General features: G+C 62.1%; 19 protein-coding genes, 1 tRNA gene and 1 pseudogene. 14 read left to right on the top strand and 7 right to left on the bottom strand.

Annotation, left to right across the window (positions count from 1 at the left end; all coding sequences use genetic code 11):
* Window positions 1–42 precede the first annotated feature (42 nt).
* The 3 genes from ACFPN5_RS03840 (at window position 43) to ACFPN5_RS03830 (ending at window position 1,168) form a co-directional block, all read left to right on the top strand.
* A tRNA-Ser gene (locus tag ACFPN5_RS03840) sits at window positions 43–135 on the top strand.
* Between the two features lie 164 nt (window positions 136–299).
* A complete protein-coding gene (locus ACFPN5_RS03835; RefSeq protein WP_379780281.1) occupies window positions 300–767 on the top strand; it encodes a tyrosine-type recombinase/integrase in 468 nt (155 codons plus the stop codon).
* A 197-nt stretch (window positions 768–964) separates the two neighbouring features.
* Window positions 965–1,168 carry a hypothetical protein gene (locus ACFPN5_RS03830; protein ID WP_379780279.1) on the top strand — a complete coding sequence of 68 codons (204 nt, stop codon included), beginning with the start codon at window positions 965–967 and terminating at the stop codon, window positions 1,166–1,168.
* Between the two features lie 79 nt (window positions 1,169–1,247).
* On the opposite strand, the pseudogene ACFPN5_RS03825 reads toward ACFPN5_RS03830, so the two are convergent.
* Window positions 1,248–1,775, bottom strand: a pseudogene (locus ACFPN5_RS03825) (glutathione S-transferase family protein); the annotation flags it as partial.
* A gap of 15 nt (window positions 1,776–1,790) precedes the next feature.
* Complete coding sequence (locus ACFPN5_RS03820; RefSeq protein ID WP_379780277.1) at window positions 1,791–2,681, bottom strand: LysR family transcriptional regulator; 891 nt, start codon at window positions 2,679–2,681, stop codon at window positions 1,791–1,793.
* Between the two features lie 177 nt (window positions 2,682–2,858).
* On the opposite strand from ACFPN5_RS03820, the gene ACFPN5_RS03815 reads away from it, so the two are divergent.
* The 3 genes from ACFPN5_RS03815 to ACFPN5_RS03805 all read left to right on the top strand — a co-directional run bounded on the left by ACFPN5_RS03815 (window position 2,859) and on the right by ACFPN5_RS03805 (window position 6,128).
* Window positions 2,859–3,536 carry a nitroreductase gene (locus ACFPN5_RS03815; protein ID WP_379780275.1) on the top strand — a complete coding sequence of 226 codons (678 nt, stop codon included), beginning with the start codon at window positions 2,859–2,861 and terminating at the stop codon, window positions 3,534–3,536.
* A gap of 133 nt (window positions 3,537–3,669) precedes the next feature.
* Window positions 3,670–4,980 carry an NtaA/DmoA family FMN-dependent monooxygenase gene (locus tag ACFPN5_RS03810; RefSeq protein ID WP_379780273.1) on the top strand — a complete coding sequence of 437 codons (1,311 nt, stop codon included), beginning with the start codon at window positions 3,670–3,672 and terminating at the stop codon, window positions 4,978–4,980.
* Window positions 4,981–5,147: 167 nt separating this feature from the next.
* Complete coding sequence (locus tag ACFPN5_RS03805; protein ID WP_379780271.1) at window positions 5,148–6,128, top strand: LLM class flavin-dependent oxidoreductase; 981 nt, start codon at window positions 5,148–5,150, stop codon at window positions 6,126–6,128.
* Window positions 6,129–6,495: 367 nt separating this feature from the next.
* On the opposite strand, the gene ACFPN5_RS03800 is transcribed toward ACFPN5_RS03805, so the two are convergent.
* On the bottom strand, window positions 6,496–7,521 hold the full coding sequence (locus tag ACFPN5_RS03800; RefSeq protein ID WP_379780269.1) for a 2-dehydropantoate 2-reductase N-terminal domain-containing protein: 1,026 nt from the start codon (window positions 7,519–7,521) through the stop codon (window positions 6,496–6,498).
* A gap of 156 nt (window positions 7,522–7,677) precedes the next feature.
* Between ACFPN5_RS03800 and ACFPN5_RS03795 the strand changes: the two genes are divergently transcribed.
* A complete protein-coding gene (locus ACFPN5_RS03795) occupies window positions 7,678–7,869 on the top strand; it encodes a helix-turn-helix domain-containing protein (protein WP_379780267.1) in 192 nt (63 codons plus the stop codon).
* Between the two features lie 110 nt (window positions 7,870–7,979).
* Here the strand turns inward: ACFPN5_RS03795 and ACFPN5_RS03790 are convergent, their stop codons facing one another.
* Genes ACFPN5_RS03790 through ACFPN5_RS03780 form a run of 3 tightly spaced genes read right to left on the bottom strand, consistent with a single transcriptional unit; the run spans window position 7,980 to window position 9,980 of the window.
* Complete coding sequence (locus ACFPN5_RS03790; RefSeq protein ID WP_379780265.1) at window positions 7,980–8,183, bottom strand: hypothetical protein; 204 nt, start codon at window positions 8,181–8,183, stop codon at window positions 7,980–7,982.
* 19 nt (window positions 8,184–8,202) lie between these two features.
* Window positions 8,203–9,273 (bottom strand): MBL fold metallo-hydrolase, encoded by a 1,071-nt coding sequence (locus ACFPN5_RS03785; protein ID WP_379780263.1) that lies wholly within the window; start codon window positions 9,271–9,273, stop codon window positions 8,203–8,205.
* Window positions 9,261–9,980, bottom strand: a complete 720-nt coding sequence (locus ACFPN5_RS03780) for a Rossmann-fold NAD(P)-binding domain-containing protein (RefSeq protein ID WP_379780261.1) — start codon at window positions 9,978–9,980, stop codon at window positions 9,261–9,263. Before ACFPN5_RS03780 ends, ACFPN5_RS03785 begins: the two co-directional genes overlap by 13 nt.
* A gap of 122 nt (window positions 9,981–10,102) precedes the next feature.
* Between ACFPN5_RS03780 and ACFPN5_RS03775 the strand changes: the two genes are divergently transcribed.
* The 6 genes from ACFPN5_RS03775 (at window position 10,103) to ACFPN5_RS03750 (ending at window position 18,404) form a co-directional block, all read left to right on the top strand.
* Window positions 10,103–10,651: a TetR/AcrR family transcriptional regulator gene (locus ACFPN5_RS03775; RefSeq protein WP_379780259.1), complete on the top strand. Its 549-nt coding sequence runs from the start codon at window positions 10,103–10,105 to the stop codon at window positions 10,649–10,651.
* A 258-nt stretch (window positions 10,652–10,909) separates the two neighbouring features.
* The gene (locus tag ACFPN5_RS03770) at window positions 10,910–11,476 is read left to right on the top strand and encodes a TetR/AcrR family transcriptional regulator (RefSeq protein ID WP_379780257.1); all 567 of its coding nucleotides are present in this window, start codon (window positions 10,910–10,912) and stop codon (window positions 11,474–11,476) included.
* 445 nt (window positions 11,477–11,921) lie between these two features.
* Window positions 11,922–13,112 carry an efflux RND transporter periplasmic adaptor subunit gene (locus ACFPN5_RS03765; RefSeq protein WP_379780255.1) on the top strand — a complete coding sequence of 397 codons (1,191 nt, stop codon included), beginning with the start codon at window positions 11,922–11,924 and terminating at the stop codon, window positions 13,110–13,112.
* Window positions 13,113–13,124: 12 nt separating this feature from the next.
* The gene (locus tag ACFPN5_RS03760) at window positions 13,125–16,283 is read left to right on the top strand and encodes an efflux RND transporter permease subunit (protein ID WP_379780253.1); all 3,159 of its coding nucleotides are present in this window, start codon (window positions 13,125–13,127) and stop codon (window positions 16,281–16,283) included.
* Window positions 16,276–17,697, top strand: a complete 1,422-nt coding sequence (locus ACFPN5_RS03755; protein ID WP_379780251.1) for an efflux transporter outer membrane subunit — start codon at window positions 16,276–16,278, stop codon at window positions 17,695–17,697. The genes ACFPN5_RS03760 and ACFPN5_RS03755 overlap by 8 nt, the downstream gene beginning before the upstream one ends.
* A gap of 74 nt (window positions 17,698–17,771) precedes the next feature.
* The gene (locus ACFPN5_RS03750; protein WP_379780249.1) at window positions 17,772–18,404 is read left to right on the top strand and encodes a TetR family transcriptional regulator; all 633 of its coding nucleotides are present in this window, start codon (window positions 17,772–17,774) and stop codon (window positions 18,402–18,404) included.
* 55 nt (window positions 18,405–18,459) lie between these two features.
* Here the strand turns inward: ACFPN5_RS03750 and ACFPN5_RS03745 are convergent, their stop codons facing one another.
* Window positions 18,460–18,651, bottom strand: coding sequence for a hypothetical protein (locus ACFPN5_RS03745; protein ID WP_379780247.1), 192 nt, complete (start codon window positions 18,649–18,651; stop codon window positions 18,460–18,462).
* A 180-nt stretch (window positions 18,652–18,831) separates the two neighbouring features.
* Here ACFPN5_RS03745 and mqo point away from each other — a divergent pair, with 180 nt between their 5' ends.
* Window positions 18,832–20,550, top strand: a complete 1,719-nt coding sequence (gene mqo, locus ACFPN5_RS03740; protein ID WP_379780245.1) for a malate dehydrogenase (quinone) — start codon at window positions 18,832–18,834, stop codon at window positions 20,548–20,550.
* Window position 20,551 lies beyond the last annotated feature (1 nt).

Genomic DNA, 20,551 nt, shown 5'->3' with positions numbered 1-20,551 from the left:
GATGCTTGCACTCAGCGCTAGCGAAACTTGCTGGAGTTGATTGGAGACGTGGCCGAGTGGCCGAAGGCACATCCCTGCTAAGGATGCATACGGCTTATACCTGTATCGTGGGTTCGAATCCCACCGTCTCCGCCAGAACACTTCCGTTCCAGTCGACGGATATCAAGAGACCCGCAGTCCTCATAGGACAGCGGGTTTTTTTTCGTCCAATACTGGCCTCCGCTGTCCCAGCAGAGCCAGAAAGCATAGGGGCAGAATTATGGGCATCGACGCCCTCAGCCAGACTACATGCCCCCAAAATGCCTAAGCGCGTTCCGCCATTGACGCAGTTGCAGATCAAGGCCGCAAAGCCGAAGGAGAAGCCGTACAAGCTCGCGGATGGAGGGGGGCTGTATGTCGAGGTGATGCCAGCCGGAGGCAAACTGTGGCGGATGAAGTACCGGCAGCCGGATGGCAAGGAAAATCGGCTGAGCTTCGGCAGCTATCCGGACGTCTCCCTGGTCGACGCACGGGCCAGACGCGACGCGACTCGCCAGCTGCTCGCGGAGGGCAAGGACCCGGGGCGTGTCCGAACTGAACGCGTGAGTCACCAGCAGGCGATCGCGGCCAACACGTTCGAGAAGCTCGCACGCGAGTGGCACCGAACCATGCTCGGGCAATGGCAACCGCAAACGGCGCACGATATTCTTCATCGCTTCGAGCTTGATATTTTCCCGAAATTTAGAGACCTTCTGGGTCACCGAGATCAGGCCGCAGGATGTCCTTGAGGCGATACGTGCGGTCGAGCAGCGTGGCGCACGCGAGATCGCCAGGCGGCTTTGCGGGGTTCGATTCCGCCGTCTGCCACGAATACGGCGCAGGCCCAGAGTCCCAGGCGCTCCCTCAGCAGCACGCTGCGTGCCTTGGCGCGGCTGGTGTAGCATGTGGTATCGACGCCGTTCGATACCACCGCGGTGTCGCTCCCATGATCTTGTTTCAGCGTTCCCTGCCGGAGACCGCAAACGCACAGGTCACGAGCCGCTTTCCGAAACCGCGCTGTCTTCCAGGCCTGGAGCCGGGCATCGTCGGAGTGGTCGAGATGGTGGACGGTGCGAACAAAACCGGGAATGACGCTCGCTCCTGCAAGATGGCCAGCGCATTGACGCTGATGGAATCCTGGACCTGGTAGATGTCGAAGCAGGGCGCCCGCCGGAGTGCTCGAATGCAGAGTTGAACCACCAAGGAACTGGCGTGCCCGCCAAGGCTCGTTAAGCGCCAGGCCGTATGTCAGGCGCAAGTACCGTGGAAATACCCTGCGCTAGCGCGGCACGTTCCTGGGAAGCCAGAGCGCGCTGGAAGCCGTCACGCATGCGAAGGCGCTTCCAATAGTCCGCCACCACGGGCGTAAACCGTGTGTCCAGGCTCAGGTGCTCGGCCGGCAACAGCGCATAGCCGACCGACACGTCAGCAGCAGTGAAGCGGTCCTGGGCGAGATACGCATGCTTTCGCAGACGTGGTTCCAGTGTCCGCAGCCGCGCCAGGAACCAGCGCGTGTAATCGTAGGCCACTTGCGGCACCCGCCGCTCCAGCGTTTCAAAGTGCCCATATCTCAGCACCAGCGTCTGCGGGAAGGTCAGGGTCGCTTCGCCGAAATGCAGGAAGTTCAGGTAGGCGCCGTAATCGCTTTCGCCGGTCTCGACGTGCATGCTCGAGACGGCCCGGGAGGCGAGGTACTGGCAGATCGCCGCCGACTCGGTCATCCGGACCTCGCCATCCAGCAAGGCGGGTACGGTGCCACGCTCTAGTTCCCGTCACTTTTTATATCGTAGAGTGTCGACTAGCAATGCAAAAGCGGGCGATTGCCGACGGCTCGGGTAGTAAAGGTGGTAGCCGGTCAAGGTTGGACACCAGTCCGCGAGTACCGATCGAAGCCCCCCCTGATCGATATGCTCCTGAACGCCATCTTTCAAAAGATAAGCCAGGCCCAGGCCTTTCAGCGCCGCTTCTATTTGCTGCGGCGGGCTATTCACACTCACCTGGCCCTCAACACGCACGTTGAGTTTTCGTTTGCCTTTTGAAAATTCCCAGACATGCAGTTGCCCATATGTCGGCATGCGGAAATTAATGCAGGTATGGTTGACCAGATCCCCGGGCGCCCTGGGCGGCGCGTGCCTCTCGAAATACGCTGGCGACCCGACTACGGCGACAGGAAGATCCGGCCCGATGCGTAGCGCAATCATGTCCTTTGCAATCTGGTCGCCGATACGCACCCCGGCGTCGAACCGCTGCTCGACGATGTCAACCATCGTGTAATCCGTCGTGATGTCGACTTTGAGGTCGGGGTAGTCAGGCAGCACCCTGGCGAGCTTTGGCAAAAGAATGGAGTCAGCTGCATGACCGGGGGTGGTAATGCGAATTGTCCCTGCCGGCTTGTCCTGCGACGCGCGCAGTGCGCTCAGCTCCGCCTCGATCTCCTCGAGTCTCGGCGCGACTGTGATCAGCAGTCGTTCCCCGGACTCCGTGGCCGCAACGCTGCGCGTGGTCCTTGAAATCAGCTGCACGCCCAGCCTCGCTTCCAGTTCACGGATCGTCTGGCTCAATGCCGATTGGGATACCCCGAGTTGGGCAGCCGCACGGGTGAAGCTCTTTGCACGCGCCACCGCAACGAAAGCAGTCAGATCGTTCAGGTTTTCTTTTGCCATTTATAAGGATTCCTAATAAGCCCTTGCGGATTATGCCCCCTTATCAAAGACAGCCCGTTCCATTACAGTAGGAAGCCTGCACTCCATGCCCGAGAGCGCACGAAGGCGCCGCCTCCACTGCAGTTCATCTTCAAGTTTGTCACTCCCGCTCTCACCCTACCAATGGAAACGCGCAAAATGCCCGAATCGAAACTGTTCCATGATGTCGTCCGCAACCGCCATTCTGTCCGTAACTTCCTGCCCGCCCCAGCGCCCGATGCGGTGATCCGCGCCGTGCTGGAAGATGCGCAGCTTGCGCCCTCGAACTGCAACACGCAGCCTTGGCAGATCCACATCGTGTCGGGTGCAAAGCGGGACGAGCTCAGCAAGGCTATCCTCGCCGCTGACGACGCTGGGCGAATCACGCCGGATTTCAGCTTCGATCTGCGCGACTTCCATGGCGTCTATAGCCAGCGCGCCAAGGACCAGGGCGCGGCCTATTACCAGGCGATCGGGGTCGCGCGTGAAGCGACGGAGGACCGCAGGACCGCTGCGAGACTGAACCTCGACTTCTTCGGCGCGCCGCATGTCGCCCTGCTGTTCATGCCCGCCTTTGGCGATAACGTGCGCGCCGCCGGTGACATGGGCATGTATGGCCAGACGTTCCTGCTTTCGCTGACCGCGCATGGCCTCGGTGGAATCCCGCAAACCATGCTCGGCTTTTACGCGGAAACGATTCGCGAGGTACTCGGCATCGACCCGTCCATGAAGATGCTGTTTGGAATCTCATTCGGCTATCCCGACACGGCGTCTGCGGCAAATGCATACCGGATCGAAAAGGCGCCGGTGGAGGAAAGCGTGATCTTCCATCGCTGAACATGACGGTCTGCGCCTGATCCGGGTGGTGGCCCATGCCGACGCAAGACGGCGGGTTCTTGCCCAGCGTGGGGCCCCGCGCGCGTCGGGCTAGTCGCTCACAACCCCGTGGAATCCGAAACAGTATACAAAGATGACAAACAGCGAACAGATGCACCTGACAGTCCAGTTGTCGAGCGGTTACGGCGTCGAACCGGGCGGCTGGCGCTGGCCTGGTGAAAACCCGTCGGCCTTTGTCGACATCGAGACCTTCGTCAAAGCAGCGCAGGTCGCTGAGCGTGGCATGGTCGACGCATTCTTCATGGTCGATATCCCTGGAACCGCCAACGACATCGCGCGCTCCCAGCCCCAGACCAGCCTTGATCCCATCGTCGTACTGACTTCGATGGCCATGGCAACCGAGCGGCTGGGACTTGTCGCGACCATGTCCACGACGTTTAACGAGCCCTATAACATCGCGCGCCAGTTCCGGTCGCTTGATCTGGTCAGCAAAGGGCGCGTCGGCTGGAACGTCGTCACAACGGGTGCGTCGGCCGCGCTTCTTAACTACTTGCCGGGGCTGCCATCGTCGGAGCATAAACACGCGCGCTCGCGCGAAGTTCATGAAGCGGTCGTGAAGCTGTGGGGAAGCTGGCCACAGGATGCGCTTCTATTGGACGTCGAGGGTGGCCGATTCGCCGATACAGGCAAGATCAAGTCGATCGACTATCGCGGCGAGTTCGTTACTACAAAGGGTCCTTTGAACCTGCCGCCTTCTCCACAAGGTATGCCGGTGGTCTTTACCGCCGGCGGCGCCCAGGACGGGTTCCAGTTGGCCGCCGCAAGCGCGGACGCGACCTATAACAATCCCTACGACATCCAGAGTGCCCAACGCTATTGGAGTACGCTGAAGAACGCCATGGCGCGCCATGGCCGCAAGCCTGAGGATATCACTGTTTTTTCGGGGATCATTACGTCTGTCGCTTCGACTGAGCGCGAAGCGCTCGATCGCCGCGCGGCGCTCGACGATCTGGCCGATCCGGACTCGCGAGTTGCTTATCTGGGCTACATGCTCGGAATTCACCTGGACGGCCTGGATCGTGGCAAGGCCATTCCGCAGGACCTAATGGCCCGGGCGCGGCCGACGCCCGCAGATCCACGATCGCGCAGGGCATACGAGCTGGCGAAGCGAGGGCTGACCATTCGCGATATCCTCGCGCACGGGCCGATCAACTATCATCCTGTGGCGCTCGGTACGCCGGAGCAGGTCGCAGATCTCCTCGAGGCCTGGTTCAGGGCCGATATCGGCCGCGGTTTTAACATCACGCCCGACTCGGGCCTGACTGCGCTCACCGACTTTGTCGACCAAGTCATCCCCATCCTGCAGCGCCGGGGCTTGTTCCGCAAGGCTTATGACGAACCGACCCTGCGCGGCCGTTTGGGACTGCCGTACCGGAACGGGTAGGACCGAAACGGATTGCCAGGAGCAACTTTACGTGACCACCTCAGCGCTCCGGCACAATATTGGCTGGACGATCGCGTCGCCGTACGACCTCCTGCCGCGACCGTGCGACGGCCGAACCCTTGTACACCTCTTTGTTTGCGACGAAAAGCTCACCGTCAGGAAATACCATGATTCCACTTTCCATTCTCGAACTCGGGCGTGTGCGCCAGGGATCGGACCGTCGCACCGCCCTGGATGACGCCAGAACGCTTGCACAGCATGCCGAGCGGCTGGGCTACCGCCGTATATGGGTGGCCGAGCACCATAATTCGCCTGCCGTCACCACGGCCGCCACTTCGATCGTGATCGCCCACATTGCGGCAGGAACCAGCAGCATTCGCGTGGGTGCCGGCGGCATCATGCTGCCGAATCACGCGCCCTACGTTATTGCCGAACAGTTCGGCACCCTGGAAACACTGTTCCCTGGACGTATCGATCTCGGGCTGGGCCGCGCGCCCGGGACAGACCAGAACACCTTGCGCGCCTTGCGCAGGAGCCCGGCCAACGCCGAGAACTTCCCGCAGGACGTGCGCGAACTGCAGGCCTTCCTCGCACCCGATGGCGCCGTGCAGGGCATCGAGGCGGTACCTGGCTCGGACACCGCCGTACCGCTCTGGATACTGGGTTCAAGCCTGTTCGGCGCGCAGCTGGCGGCGGCCATGGGACTACCCTTTGGTTTTGCGTCCCATTTTGCGCCGCAGGCGCTACACCAGGCGCTTGCGCTCTACCGTTCGGGCTTCAAGCCATCGGCGCAGCTGGACAAACCGTACGCGTTGGTCGGTGTGAATGTGATTGCGGCCGATACGCACGAGGAAGCCCGCCATCTGGCGACGTCGCAGCAGATGTCGTTTGCCGACATGTTCCGCGGGGTCCGCGGGCTGTTGCAGCCGCCGATCGAGGATATCGAGGCGTATTGGACCCCGCACGAGAAGTACCAGGCAGGGCAGATGCTTGCTTGCAGTGTCATCGGCAGCCGCGAAACGGTGCGCAGCGGTTTGACAGGGCTCGTCAAGAAGACCAGGGCGGACGAATTGATGATCGTCTCCGACGTATTCGATTCAGCAAAACGGCTGCGATCATTGGAACTCATAGCGCAGGCGATGGCTTGATTCCCCGCGATGGACGCGTACGCCAGAAAGAGCGTTGCCTCGACAGTTCTGCATGCGCCTGGCCGTCCCGCCTGAACCTGCCTCGAACGTTTGTGTGGAGGCTACGACGGGAGTTTGGCGCATTCAACATCAGCACCACGATCATTCTGCGGAAGGACCCTGCAAACTGGAGGCCACCGGCGAGCCGCTGCACCATGCAGGGGAGGCCCGGCTGCGGCCTCGACGCTACAGGCGGCGCCGACTCATTCGCACGCACGCATTTGCGATCAGCCTGCCCATGGACTTGACGGCGAACGAAATCCTGTTTGGCGCAGGCGCCAGGGTGCTTCAGAGCGCATCACGACCCCTCAGCAGTTCGCCGATCTGATTACTCCTTGGATGATGCCAGTCGCGCGACCAGCCGACGCAGCGCGGGCACGTCGGCACTTTCTGCCTCCCCGAGGGCCAGCGCCTCACCAAGAATTTGATGGTCCTGGCCGTTGACTTTGCCACCGTGGTGGTACCGGTAGAAGGCAGCCAGGTCGAGGGGCAGGGTTCCCGTCTCCTGTTCGCGGAAGAACTCCAGGAGCGTGTCCGCATTGATCTTTTCGCTGGCGGCGAGACCGGTCTGTCCGAAGATCGGCAAACGTTGGAATTCGCGCATCGCTTCGGTGCCGAGCTTCCAGGTCTCATCTGTAGGATCGATATCAGCAGTGACAGGCCATCCGAGCAGTTCCCATGCTGCCAACGCCGCAAAGTACGTAATCCACACCTTGAATTCGTTGACGGGGATGACACCGCATTCAGAGACGCCGCATCGATTGTAGAGTGTGGCGAACTCATGCGCCACCTGCGGCACGCTGAGATCCACGTGGAAGCCGGCCGGAGTGAAATGGCGATACCCGAAGTCGGCCCTGGCCAGCAGGTCCGGATCGACACCAGGATGCAGAGGAATCGTCGCCGGGCCGATTTCGTAGATGAGGTTCCCAAGAACGCCTTTGATTACCTGCGTCTCTGCAAGTCCGGATCTTTCCAGGAACCACGACCGAAGATCGATGCCAACGCTGCCGAGGATGACCTTGGTGTTGGTGCCCCGGAATGCGCGGCCTATTTCTTCCACCAGCCTTTGGCCAGCTTCCGCGCGCAGTGCCGCTCCATCGAGCGTGATGACCAGAAAATCGAACGAGGTTCCGGCCAGTTCGGTCGGATCGGTGAGCAGTTCGTAGCCGGTGAAGGTCTTCAGGCTGTTGTCGTCGTACGAGTAGAGGATCTGCGGCCTCGACAAGCGTTCCCGATGGTGCGGCCGCACCAAGAAGGTGACCGTGGCGCCCGCGAGGCTCAGGTGGTATGCGGTGATGACACCCATCGAGCCGGCGCCAACGACACAAACGGATGGGGTATTTGATCCGGTCATGGGTAACTCCTATATTGAAGAATGAAAAGCCAAAAGACAGTCGCTGGACGGTCAAAAGCCCACAACTGTACACGACCAATTTGCCTTTGATAAGAGGCATAATCCGCATGGGTCTATTAGGAAATCTTATAAATTGCGAGAGAAGCGTCGTGTGACTTGTCTACGTTCGTCGCCATCGCGCGCACAGGAAGTTTTACACGCGCGGCTGCGCAGACGGGCGTGTCGCGATCGGCTCTGAGCCAGGGCATGCGCGGCCTCCTCGGCGATGTCGAGGAAATAGAACGGGCACCCTGCAGTGCGAAGGCGCGTAGAAGCCGCATGATGGCCAACAGGTCGAACCGGCGCTGACAGAACCTGCAGACATCTGAGACTTATAAGCCCGTCGAAGCGATAGGGCGTCGGCGCGCGAATAGCCCGGTCATGATCAGGCTGGGTTCATAATCGGCGCCAGCCGCCAGCTATGCCGTGCGCGCGGCCGGCGCGCCTTCGACCGCGTCGATTACCTGTAGCAGCTGGCGCATCCGCTCCGGCTCGCGGCAGGCGGCGCCGGTTTCCCAGAGCCGGTCGAACTCGGCCACGGCGGCCTGGTAGTCGAGTGGCTCCGGGTAATGTGGCGCCGGATGTGCCGGCTCGGTACGGCCTTGGTGCTGTCCTGGTCTCACGCGCCGACTCCTTGAGGATTTACTTCAGGCCGCGCCACCAAGGCTGTCCGGCATGCGGTTGTTTGAGGTTGACGGCTTCGCCCATCTGCGGCGTCGCTACCGATACGCCCTGCTGCTGCGCCAGGGCGGCGATGCACTCGAACGGCGCCTGCCATCGGTGCAGGCCGAGATCGAAGGTCCCGTTGTGGACCGGCAACAGCCAGGCGCCCTTGACGTCCGCAAACGCCTGCAGGGTTTCCTCGGGCTGCATGTGGACGTCCGGCCACTGCTTATCGTAGGCGCCGTTTTCGATGATGGCCACGTCGAACGGCCCATACTTGGCGCCAATCTCCTTGAAGCCGCCAAAGTATCCGCTGTCGCCGCTGTAGAACAGGCGCAGGTCGCCATGCATGAAGACCCACGAAGCCCACAGGGTGGCGTCGCCGTCAGTGAGGCTGCGTCCCGAGAAGTGTTTGGCGGGCGTGGCCACGAAGCGCAGGCCGTCGATTTCGCCGCCCTCCCACCAGTCGAACTGCTGCACCTTGGCCGCATCCACGCCCCAGTCGACCAGGCGCTCGCCGACGCCGAGCGGCGTGAGGAAGAACTGCGTCTTTTTCGCCAGCGCCGTGACGGTGGCGTGGTCGAGGTGATCGTAATGGTCGTGCGAGATGAAGACCGCCTTGATCGGTGGCAATTCCTCGATGCTGATCGGCGCCGCATGGAAGCGCGCCGGGCCGGCCCACTGCACCGGCGAGGCGCGCTTCGAAAAGACCGGGTCGAGCAGATAAAACTCGCCCCCGAGCTTGAGCAGGGTGCTCGAGTGCCCGAGGCGGTACAGCGTGTTGTCGGGTGCAGCCAGGAGCGCGCTTCTGGTCATGGCCCGAACCGGTATCGCCCCCGCGGGCGATGCGCCCTCGGGTACATTAAACATGAAGTCCCACATCAGCCGCGCCATTTCAGTGGCGCTTTGCTTCAGCATCGGGTCGGCGTTGTGGAACTGGCCGTCGCGAAACTGCGGCGACGCGTGCCTGCTGCCGGACGCCGAGGTCGCCGCGAACATGGACACGCCCAGCAGCAGGCCGACCAGGACGGCGACGATCAGGGGGCGCATGGTGAGGCGCTTTCGCGTTCCGCTGGACATGTCGGTGGACTTTGCTCGACGAGCGCGCGGATCTCGCTCGACTCGAGCACGCGCACCGACGCGCCGCGGCGCAGCAGGCCGAGCATCGCTTCGCCCAGCAGCTGCGTGCTCAGCACCGAACCGGGCGCGATCCAGCGCAGCAACGGCAGCACCGGAGCGAGGATGCGGTACAGCACGCGGTAAGAACGGGTTTTCGAGCGCGCGCCGTGCAGCGGCTGAATCAGGGCAGGGCGCAGGATGAAGCTGTTGGCGAACGGCAGGCGCAGGATGGCGTTTTCGGTCTGTCCGCGCACCCGTGCCCACATCCGCCCGTTGCGCTCCGAACTGTCAGCGCCGGCACCGGACACGTAAACAAAGACCATGCGCTCATTTATGGCAAGAAGCTTGTTGGCCACTGCCAGCGTCAAGCCGTGCGTGAACTTCTTGTAGGCATCGGCGGACATGCCAGAGGAGCTGACACCGATGCAAAAGAAACAGCCGCTCACGTCTTTCAATTGGGTGCGGTGCAGGTTCAGGTCGAGTACGTCGTCGACGACGATCTGGCGCAGCTTCGGGTGGCTCAGCGCAAGCGTCTGCCGCACGACCACGATCACCTCGCTGACATCGGGCGCCAGGAGGCTTTCGCGCACGGCGCCCTGTCCCACCATCCCGCTCGCTCCAAATACCAGAATCTTCATGCCGCTCTCCAAATCAAACGTGTGTCGCTTTCCAACTAACTAGTTGGTTGATATACTGTAGGCGGCAATCCAGACGTTGTCAACCAACTAGTTGGTTTATTTTGAGTCAAACTGGAGCGAAGATGAGAAACCCCGAAGAGACCAGGCGCCGCCTGCTCGAGGCCGCGACGGCGGAATTCGCCGCCTACGGCATTGCCGGAGCACGCGTCGACCGTATCGCCGAGGGGGCAGGCTGCAACAAGCAGTCGATCTACGGCTATTTCGGCAGCAAGGATGGCTTGTTCGAAGCGGTGCTCGACACGATCGTGGCGCGCGCGGTGTCGGAAGTGCCGGTCGACTCCCATGACCTGGCAGGCTACGCGGGGCGCGTATTCGACTGGTACGGCGATAATCCCGAGGTGCTGCGCCTGTGGAACTGGATGCAGCTCGAACAGGGCGACCCCAAGCAGATGAGCGAGGCCATGCTCGCTGCCCGTACCGACAAGCGCGAGAAAGTGCGCGCCGCGCAGCAGGCCGGGGTCATCACCAACGCCATCCCGGCTGAACAGCTGCTCGGTTTCGTCAACCGCCTGGCGTCGACCCAGATCGACTATTGCAGCCTCGACTCCTGCGAACGCAGCGCACTGCGCGCGTCCCTGGTGGAAGCGGTGCGGCGCCTGGTCGCACCTTGACTGAACGGCCCGTACGGCAACCGGTCAAGGCAAGGGGGCAGCTTTGGTGTCTTGTACGATGTGCTCCTGGCCGTTGAAGCTGGCCGCTCCTGCGTGCGCGCATACCAGGCGTGCATCGCTACATAAACCCGAAACACGTTTTTACGAGCTCCATGCCGTTGTCGTAAACCTTACGGACGGCGCCACGATCAATGCATTACATCCGTCTTTCTTTCTTTTTAATGAGTGAGTGCTCAGTCTTTCAAACTACCGGATTATATGATGTCCCTGAAAAGCAATAACCACCGGGCGCTCCTTCTGACGGCTGCCGCCCACACGGTGTCGAAATACGGAGTCGACGTGTCTGTTTCCCGGATTGCCAAGGCGGCCGGCGTCGACGAAACAACTTTATTCAAGCATTTTGTGAGCAAAGAGGCGCTGCTGAATACCCTGTATGTCGATATTCACTGCGACCTGTGCAGCAAATTGCGCGAATGCGTGGTCCTAGGAGAGCCCTTGCTGGAACGCGCACGGGCGATCTGGAATTCCTACATCGACTGGGGTCTTGCCAATCCCGAGAGGCGGGGCGCCCGCCATCGGCTGATGGTTAGCGACATCCTGACTGATCACACCCGGAAAACAGAAGCCCTGCTGTTTCCGGATGTTGGCCTAGCCGAAGCCGGTAGCGAGAGTGATGTCTTCGGTGACCATCCGCCGGAATTCGGCGAAACCATCTTCATTGCACTTGCAGACGCAACGATCGACTTTGCAGGCCGCGATCCACAACGCGCCGATTTGTACAAGCAGAGCGGCTTCGACGCGCATTGGCGCGTTTTTTTCGCGTAGCGGTCGTCGGCCACCAAATGTGCAATTTGCACGCTTGTCGGTGCCGCTTGCCGGGACAGATACTGTCGGAAATAGGCGTTGCGGCAGCGATGGTGGACCCGTGGCGACCTCGTACAGCCGCCCGTCAAATCGGTCTGTCGAGTCGCGCACGGGTAGGGCGCCCGTACTTCTCCATCCACATCCTCGTCAAAATCAATAGGCGAGGGTTACCGTCCGTGTGAGTCGTCGGCGTCGGGTTGCCTGCGCGTTACCAGCGCCAGCGGATGATGCGACCTTCAGCTGCTCTGCCGCTTGTTCCAGGCCTGGACAAGCTCCCGAAACGATTTCAGCGCCTCCTACGTAGTTCTACCGCTTGCACATACAAGCGTGTTGGTATATCCTTTAAAGACTGAGTACTCACTCATCTATATTTACAGCAGTTATATCCGTCTTCCCTGGAGCATCAATGTCAACAAAAAATTCAAGGGCTACGGGCCGAGGCATCCTCGCCCTGGCGCTCGCTTCTCTCTTCCTGGCCGGTTGCGGCAAGACCGAAGCTCCCGCACCGTCCCAGGCCGCACCGGCGGTCACAGTCGTCACACTGCAAGCGCAAGAGCTCACGCTGACGCGCGAGCTGTCGGGACGCGTGACGCCCTCCCTGATCGCCGAGGTCCGGCCGCAAGTTGGTGGAATCGTGACGAAGCGCCTGTTTGTCGAGGGTGAAATGGTCAAGGCGGGGCAGCCTCTGTACCAGCTGTCGGACCCGCTCTACGAGGCTGATGTCGCCAGCGCAAGCGCGGCGTTGGGCCGCGCCCGGGCCACCTTGAGGCAGGCCGAACTGAATGCGCGCCGCTCCGCGGAACTGGTCGAGATCGATGCGGTCAGCCGCCAGGACAACGAGAATGCGCAGGCTGCACTGGCGCAGGCCAAGGCGGACGTGGGCGTGGCGCAGGCTGCCTTGCAGCGCAGCCGTGTCACGCTCAGCTATGCGCGCATCGACGCGCCGATCGGTGGCCACGTCGGGAAATCGACCGTGACCGCAGGCGCACTCGTCACTGCCAGCCAGCCAGCGCCGCTGACGGTCGTCCAGCGCCTTGATCCGCTATATGTCGACGTCACGCAGTCCAGCAGCGAGCTGCTGCAGCTACGTCAGGAAATGTCCGCCGGCAAGGTCACGACGGCTGACAATCTTCCCATCCAGATCCTGCTCGAGGATGGCACGCCTTACGCCCACAAGGGCAAGCTGGCTTTCGCCGATGTCACGGTCGACCAGACCACAGGCAGCTACACGGTACGGGCGGTTGTCCCGAACCCCGAGGGTCTTCTGCTGCCGGGAATGTTCGTGCGAGCCAAGCTCGGCGACGGCGTGCGTCCTGATGCGATCCTGGTGCCCCAGCAAGGCGTTGCGCGCGATCCGCGCGGCAATGCGACCGTGATGGTGGTCAACAAGGCGGGCAAGGTCGAAGCGCGCCAGGTCGTCGTCAACCGCGCGGTCGGGAACCAGTGGCTGGTCGACCAGGGCCTGATGGCCGGGGACCGCGTGGTCATCGAAGGCGCGCAAAAAATCAAGCCAGGCATCTCGGTCACCGCGACCGAGGCCAAGCCGGCAGCGCAGGCCGCGTCCACCGCGGCGGCACAGCTGCCTGCGAAATCCTGATCGGAGAAACAGATGGCACGCTTCTTTATCGATCGCCCGATCTTTGCCTGGGTGATCGCAATCATCATCATGCTCGCGGGTGCGCTGGCGGTAGTCAAGCTGCCTGTGTCGATGTACCCGACCATCGCGCCGCCCACCGTGGAACTCCGGGCAACCTATCCAGGTGCATCGGCCAAGGTGGTGGAGGATTCCGTCACCCAGGTCATCGAGCAGAACATGAAGGGCCTGGACGGCCTGCTGTACATGTCCTCCAACAGCTCGTCCAATGGCATGGCCCAATTGACGCTGACCTTTGCGAATGGAACCGATCCGGATACCGCCCAGGTGCAGGTCCAGAACAAGCTGCAACTGGCCATGCCACTGCTGCCGCAGGACGTGCAGCGCCAGGGCGTGAACGTCAGCAAGTCTGCGTCCGGCTTCCTGCAGGTGCTGGCCTTCGTGTCCGAAGATGGCCGCATGGACAAGGATGACATCGCCGACTACGTCACTTCGAGCCTGGTGGACCCGCTCAGCCGGGTTCCGGGGGTGGGCAACCTGCAGGTCTGGGGTTCGAAATACGCGATGCGGATCTGGCTCGACCCGAAAAAGCTCGAAACCTTCCATCTTGCCGCGACCGATGTGATCACTGCGATCCAGGCGGAGAACGCCCAGGTGGCTGTCGGCCAGCTCGGCGGCGCACCGGCGGTGGCGAGCCAGCAGCTGAACGCGACCATCTCGGCCCAGGACCGGCTGCGCACGCCTGAACAGTTCCGCCAGGTCGTGGTGCGCAGCAACCCGGACGGCTCGGTGCTGACAGTGGGCGATGTCGCACGCGTGGAGCTCGGCGCGGAAAGCTACGAATTCAAGACCTTCCACAATGGCAAGCCGGCAGTCGGCGTGGCGATCTCACTCGCCACCGGCGCCAACGCGCTCGACACTGCGACCGCCGTAAAGGCCCAGCTCGACAAGCTCTCACCCTATTTCCCCGCAGGGATGAAGGCAGTCGTGCCGTTCGATACGACGCCGTTCGTGAAGGTGTCGATCGAGGGTGTCGTCCATACGCTGATCGAAGCCATCGTCCTGGTGTTCTTCGTGATGTATCTATTCCTGCAGAATTTTCGCGCCACCCTGATTCCAACCATCGCAGTGCCGGTCGTGCTGCTCGGTACCTTCGGTCTGCTCTCGGTCATGGGTTTCTCGATCAACATGCTGACCATGTTCGCCATGGTGCTGGCGATTGGCCTGCTGGTCGACGATGCGATCGTGGTGGTCGAGAACGTCGAGCGCATCATGGCCGAAGAAGGACTGTCGCCACTGGAAGCGGCGCGCAAGTCGATGGAGCAGATTACCGGCGCCCTGGTCGGTATCGGGGTCGTGCTGTCGGCAGTGTTCGTGCCGATGGCCTTCATGAGCGGCTCGACCGGCATCATTTATCGTCAGTTCTCGGCGACAATCGTGGCGGCGATGGCGCTGTCCGTATTGGTCGCGATCGTGCTGACGCCGGCGCTGTGCGCGACCATGCTCAAGCCGGTCACCAAGGACCACCACGCGCCGCGCCGCGGCTTCTTCGGCTGGTTCAACCGCAAATTCGATCGCGGCAACATCAGCTACCAGCGCGGCGTGCAGGGGATCCTGCAACGCGGCAAGCGATTCATGTTGATCTTCGCCGGCCTGTTCGTGGTGATGGGTGTGCTGTTCCTGCGCATGCCGAGCTCCTTCCTGCCTGCCGAAGACCAGGGCGTGCTGTTTGCCATGATCCAGGGACCAGTTGGCGCTACCCAGGAGCGCACTGTCGACACGATCAAGCAAGTCGAGCGCCACTTCCTGGAAAACGAGAAGGGCGCCGTCGAATCGGTGTTCTCGGTGCAGGGCTTCAGCTTCGCCGGCATGGGCCAGAACAACGGTATCTCGTTCGTCAAGCTGCGCGACTGGAAAGAGCGTACTACCAAGGAACTGAGCGTCGACGCGGTTGCCGGGCGGGCCATGGGTGCGTTCGGGCAGATCAAGGATTCGCTCGCGTTCGCATTCGCGCCGCCGGCGATCATCGAACTCGGTACGGCGAACGGTTTCAGCTTCTTCCTGCAGGATAACGCCAACCTCGGCCACGATGCACTGCTGCAGGCCCGCAACCAGCTGCTGGCGGCCGCCGCCGAAAGCAAGCTGCTCACCAACGTGCGCCCCAACGGCCAGGAGGATACGCCACAGCTGCGCGTCGAGGTCGACAAGAAGCGTGCAGCGGCGCTCGGTGTGCGGGTCTCCGATATCAACGCCACGCTGTCGACCGCATGGGGCGGCCAGTACATCGATGATTTCCTCGACCGCGGCAGGGTGAAACGCGTCTACGTGCAGGCCGATGCCACCTACCGCATGACGCCGGAAGACTTCAAGCTGTGGTCGGTGCGCGCCGCTAATGGCGAGATGGTGCCGTTCTCTTCCTTCGCCAGTGTGCGCTGGGAGTACGGTTCGCAGCGCCTCGAACGCTACAACGGCGTGTCCGCCATGGAAATCCAGGGCGAAGGCCGGCCGGGCGTGAGCTCGGGCGAGGCAATGGCCGAAATCGAGCGCCTCGCAGCAACGCTGCCGGCAGGCTTTAACGTGGAATGGACTGCGCTGTCCTACCAGGAACGCCAGGCCGGATCGCAGACCACCATGCTGTACACCGTGTCGCTGCTGATCGTGTTCCTGTGCCTGGCGGCGCTGTACGAAAGCTGGACCGTGCCGACCGCCGTGCTGATGGTGGCACCGCTCGGCATCCTCGGTACCGTGCTGGCCAATACGATGGCAGGCATGAGCCGCGACGTGTACTTCCAGGTGGCGATGCTGACCACGGTTGGCCTGACCAGCAAGAACGCCATCCTGATCGTCGAATTCGCCAAAGCGAACCTCGACAGCGGGATGGAGCTGGTCGCGGCCACCATGCAGGCAGTGCGCGACCGCCTGCGTCCGATCATCATGACGTCGCTGGCCTTCGGCCTGGGCGTGCTGCCGCTGGCGCTGGCCTCCGGCGCAGGTTCTGGCGCGCAGCGCGCGATCGGTACCGGGGTGGTGGGCGGCATGGTCGTCGGTACGCTTCTCGGACTGTTCTTCATTCCGCTGTTCTACGTGGTCGTGCAGCGCCTGCTTGGCCAGAAAAAGCCTGCGGCGCGTCCGGCTACCCATCAACCAGTGGCAGAGGGTATTGCAAGTGAATAAATTAACACTCAAAACGGCGGCGCTCGCGCTGTCCATGACCCTGGCGGGCTGCAGCTTCCTGCAGCCGGCGCTTCCCGGGGCGCAGGCCGAGATTCCCGCCCAGTTCGGCCAGGCGGGCTCGGCGGGCGAGGGCGCAGCGGAACAGGCCGGCGCATCCGCCGTAGCCGACGTCGGCTGGCGCAACTTCTTTACCGACCCTAAGCTGGAAGCAATCATTGCGGATGCGCTTGCACGCAACCGCGACCTCCGGGTTGCGGCGCTGAACGTCGAGCGTACCCGGGCCGCCTACCAGGTGCAGCGCGCCGACAGGCTGCCGTCGGTAGGCGTGAACCTCAGCGGCGACCGGAGCGGCGGCAGCGCAGCGGCTACCTCCAACGTCTACTCGGCTTCGCTCGGTATCGCCGCCTTCGAACTCGATCTGTTCGGCCGGGTGCGCAACCTGACCGACGCCGCCCTGCAGCAGTATCTCGCCCAGGGCGAAGCGCGCCGCAGTGTACAGCTGAGCCTGATCGCCGAGATCGCGAACATCTACCTGACGCTCGCGGCCGACCTCGAGTCGCAACGCGTCGCGCAGGCCACCCTCGACACCCAGCAGGCGCTGTTCGACCTGATCGGCAAGCGCCACACCGCCGGCGCCGTATCGGGCCTGGACATCGAGCAGGCACGCACGACGGTCGAAAGCGCGCGCGCCGATGTCGCCTACTACGCCGGGCGGGTCGCCACCGGGAAGAACTACCTGAACCTGCTGGCTGGCCGGCCGGTACCGGCGGACCGCTTGCCGGAGCGCTTCGACCTGGCCGTATCCGGCTTGCAGGCGCTGCCTGCGGGCCTGCCGTCGGAAGTCCTGCTGCGGCGTCCGGACGTGCGCCAGGCCGAACATCTGCTGCGCTCGGCGAACGCAAATATCGGCGCGGCACGGGCGGCTTTCTTCCCGTCGATCTCGCTGACCGGCAGCATCGGCTCCGCAAGCAACCAGCTGTCGGGATTGTTCGAATCGGGCACGCGGGTCTGGGGCTTCATGCCCAGCGTGAGCCTGCCGATCTTCGAGGGCGGCCGCCTCAGGGCGCAGCTGGGGGTTGCCACGGCAGACCGTGACATCGCGCTGGCGCGCTACGAACAGTCGATCCAGGCAGGGTTCCGCGACGTGGCAGACGCCCTGGCACTGACCCGGACGCTGGCCGCGCGCCGCGACGCGCAGCAGGCACTGCTTCAGGCGGCCGAACGGACGCACCGCCTGTCGAAGGAGCGCTATGACCGCGGCCGCGACAGCTACCTGGTGCTGCTTGATGCCCAGCGGACCCTGTACGCGGCCCAGCAGGGGCTGGTCGCCGCCCAGTTGGCCGAGCAAAGCAATCGCATCGTCCTGTATCGGGTTCTCGGGGGGGGCTGGAACGAAGGGCGCGACGGGGCGTAAGCTGCGCGCCGGAATTCCAGGGCATGCAGCGCTGCTGCATGCTGCATGCTGCATAAACAGATAGGCGGTTAATCATGCGGAGAACAAAAGAGGAAGCGCTGGAGACGCGCCGGCGGATTCTGGACGCGGCCATCGCGATCTTCGAAGGGCATCACTGGAAAGAAGTAAGCCTGGAACAGGTCGCGGCTGCTGCCGGTATCACGCGCGGCGCGGTGTACTGGCACTTCGGCGGCAAGGACGCGCTTTTCAGGGAGGTATGCCAATCCAGGTCGTCGCCATCCGGGCCCTTCAACAGTGTTTCCACCTCGGCTCGCGCCGGCGATCCATTGGTCCGTCTGCGCGAGACCTGCAAGTGCGCGGTCGTCGATGCGATCGGTTCGCTGGGCCTGGGTGAAGGGAGTGAAGCTCCCGCTACCCACACGCCCGCCGGCCCCGTCGGGCGCCCGCTGCTGTGCCAGCTGACACCGATCGTCCGATACAAGCTGCCGCTACAGCGTCTGCTGGAAGCGGCTGTCGAGCAGAAGCATTTGCCTGCCAGCCTGGACCTCGAGTTCGCATCACGTTTCCTGAACGGGATCGTCACCGGCCTTTTCGGTGACTGGCTGCTGTCGCCCCATAGCTTCAATGTACTGTCGCACGTCGACCGGGCATTGCAGGCAGCGTTCGTCGCACTACAGTCCGAGCCGTCGGTGCGCCAGGCCGGCTAACCTGGGGGAGACCGGAAACGTCTGGGCCCGGCCGGCGATGCTGGCAATGCCCCGGTCAGTCCTTGCTGTACAGCCTCCAGATCATCGCAAAACCACTTGCCTTGTAAGCCTCGATCCGGTCGCGTTCGCACGATGCGAAATCCATGGTGATCTTCGCCAGGGCCATGAAGACGGCATCTGCAAAATAGGGGGACTGTCCCTTGAAGAGGTCGGCTTCCGACAAGCCTGGCACGAGGCCGGCGAACATGGCCTCGACCTCAGCCCGCGTCGAAGGGGTCAATACGGAGGAGGCAATGCTGAGACGTGCAAATCATCACTGCGTCATTCATAGAAAAGTAATTCTTGAATACATCAGCTCGCGTCTGCGCACCGTTTTTTAACCGACGACTGCCTGTCGCATTCAATTTTTTTTAGGAGGACTCATCGCATGAGTCAAGAAACCAGCAAGAATCCAGCAGCGCCCGCCAGCCGCAAGCGCTTCTCCCGTCGCAAGTTTATCGGAACCGCTGTCGGCGCCGCAGCCGTGGTCGGCGGCTACTCGGTTGCATTCGGGGGCCAGTTCCGTGCCGCCAAGGCAGATCGCACGGTTGACGTGCTGCTGATCGGCGGTGGCATCATGAGCGCGACGCTTGGCGTCTATCTGGCCGAACTGGAGCCAAAATGGACCTTCGAGGTGTTCGAACGTTTGGACAAAGTTGCCGAAGAAAGTTCCAATGGCTGGAACAACGCGGGCACAGGTCACTCTGCGCTCTGCGAACTCAACTACACCCCGATGGACGATAAAGGACAAGTGCATATTACCAAGGCGATCGAGATCAACGAGAGCTTCCAGATCTCTCGCCAATTCTGGTCGCATCAGGTGCGCAAGGGCGTGCTGGGCAATCCGCGCGAATTCATCAATTCGACGCCTCACATGAATCTGGTTTTTGGCAAGGAGAACCGGGACTTCATGCACAAGCGCGTTGCGGCGTTAAAGGCATCGCCGCTGTTCGCCGGCATGGAATTGACTACCGATCCGGCCAAGATTACCCAATGGATTCCGCTCATGATGGAAGGCCGCAAACCGGATGAGATGGTCACCGCCACCCGTTCGCCGCTCGGCACCGACGTCAACCTGGGCGCGATTACCCGCCAGTTCTACAAGCATCTCAGCCAGACTGTGGGCAGCAAGATCTCGACCGGATATGAGGTCCGATCGATTACGCGCAACAAGGATGGATCCTGGCGCGTGTCAGCGTTCGACGTCAACGACAGTTCCAAAGTCCAGACGGTTGATGCGCGCCACATCTTCATCGGTGCAGGTGGCGCCGCATTGCCGTTGCTACAGTTGTCGGGCATTCCAGAAGCGAAACAGTATGCTGGCTTCCCGGTCGGCGGCGAGTTTCTGGTCACCGAAAATCCGGCAATCGCCTCGCGCCATCTGGCCAAAGTGTACGGCCTGGCGGACACGGGTTCGCCACCAATGTCGGTGCCGCATCTGGATACCCGCGTGCTGGATGGTAAAACGGTACTGCTGTTCGGGCCATTCGCCACCTGGTCCACCAGATTCCTCAAGAATGGGGCTTATTCCGATATCGTGAAGGCAACCACCCCCTCCAATATCATTCCGCAACTTCAAGTAGGCGCCAATGAGTTTGCACTTGTCAAATATCTCGCGCAGCAATTGAAGCTGTCCAAGGAAGAAAAAATGGCAGCGCTGCGCCGCTACATGCCCGAGGCAAAGGACGATGATTGGCGTTTGTGGCAAGCTGGCCAGCGTGTGCAGATCATCAAGAACGTGCCCGACAAGGGCGGCGTACTGAAGCTTGGTACGGAAGTGGTGGTTTCCGAAGATCGCTCGCTGTCTGCGTTGTTGGGGGCGTCACCAGGTGGCTCTACCTCGCCAGCAATCATGCTGTCGCTGCTGGAGAGAGTTTTCCCGGATCAAATGAAGACAGACGCCTGGCAGGAAAAAATTCGCGAAATCGTTCCGTCCTATGGCGAAAAGCTGAATGAAAATGTGCAGCTGCTGGCGGCCACTTGGGCAAGCACCGCTGAAACACTGCAGCTGACGATCGCGTCGCCAAGCCTGAAGAACTTCGTCCCGGGCGCAGCTGCCATCGTTCAACCTGGGCAAGTGAAAAAAACGCCTGACATCGCGCTGTAGT

This window comes from Massilia niabensis (assembly GCF_042655085.1).
Lineage (GTDB): Bacteria > Pseudomonadota > Gammaproteobacteria > Burkholderiales > Burkholderiaceae_D > Telluria > Telluria niabensis.
This window is presented reverse-complemented; position numbering and strand designations above follow the sequence as displayed.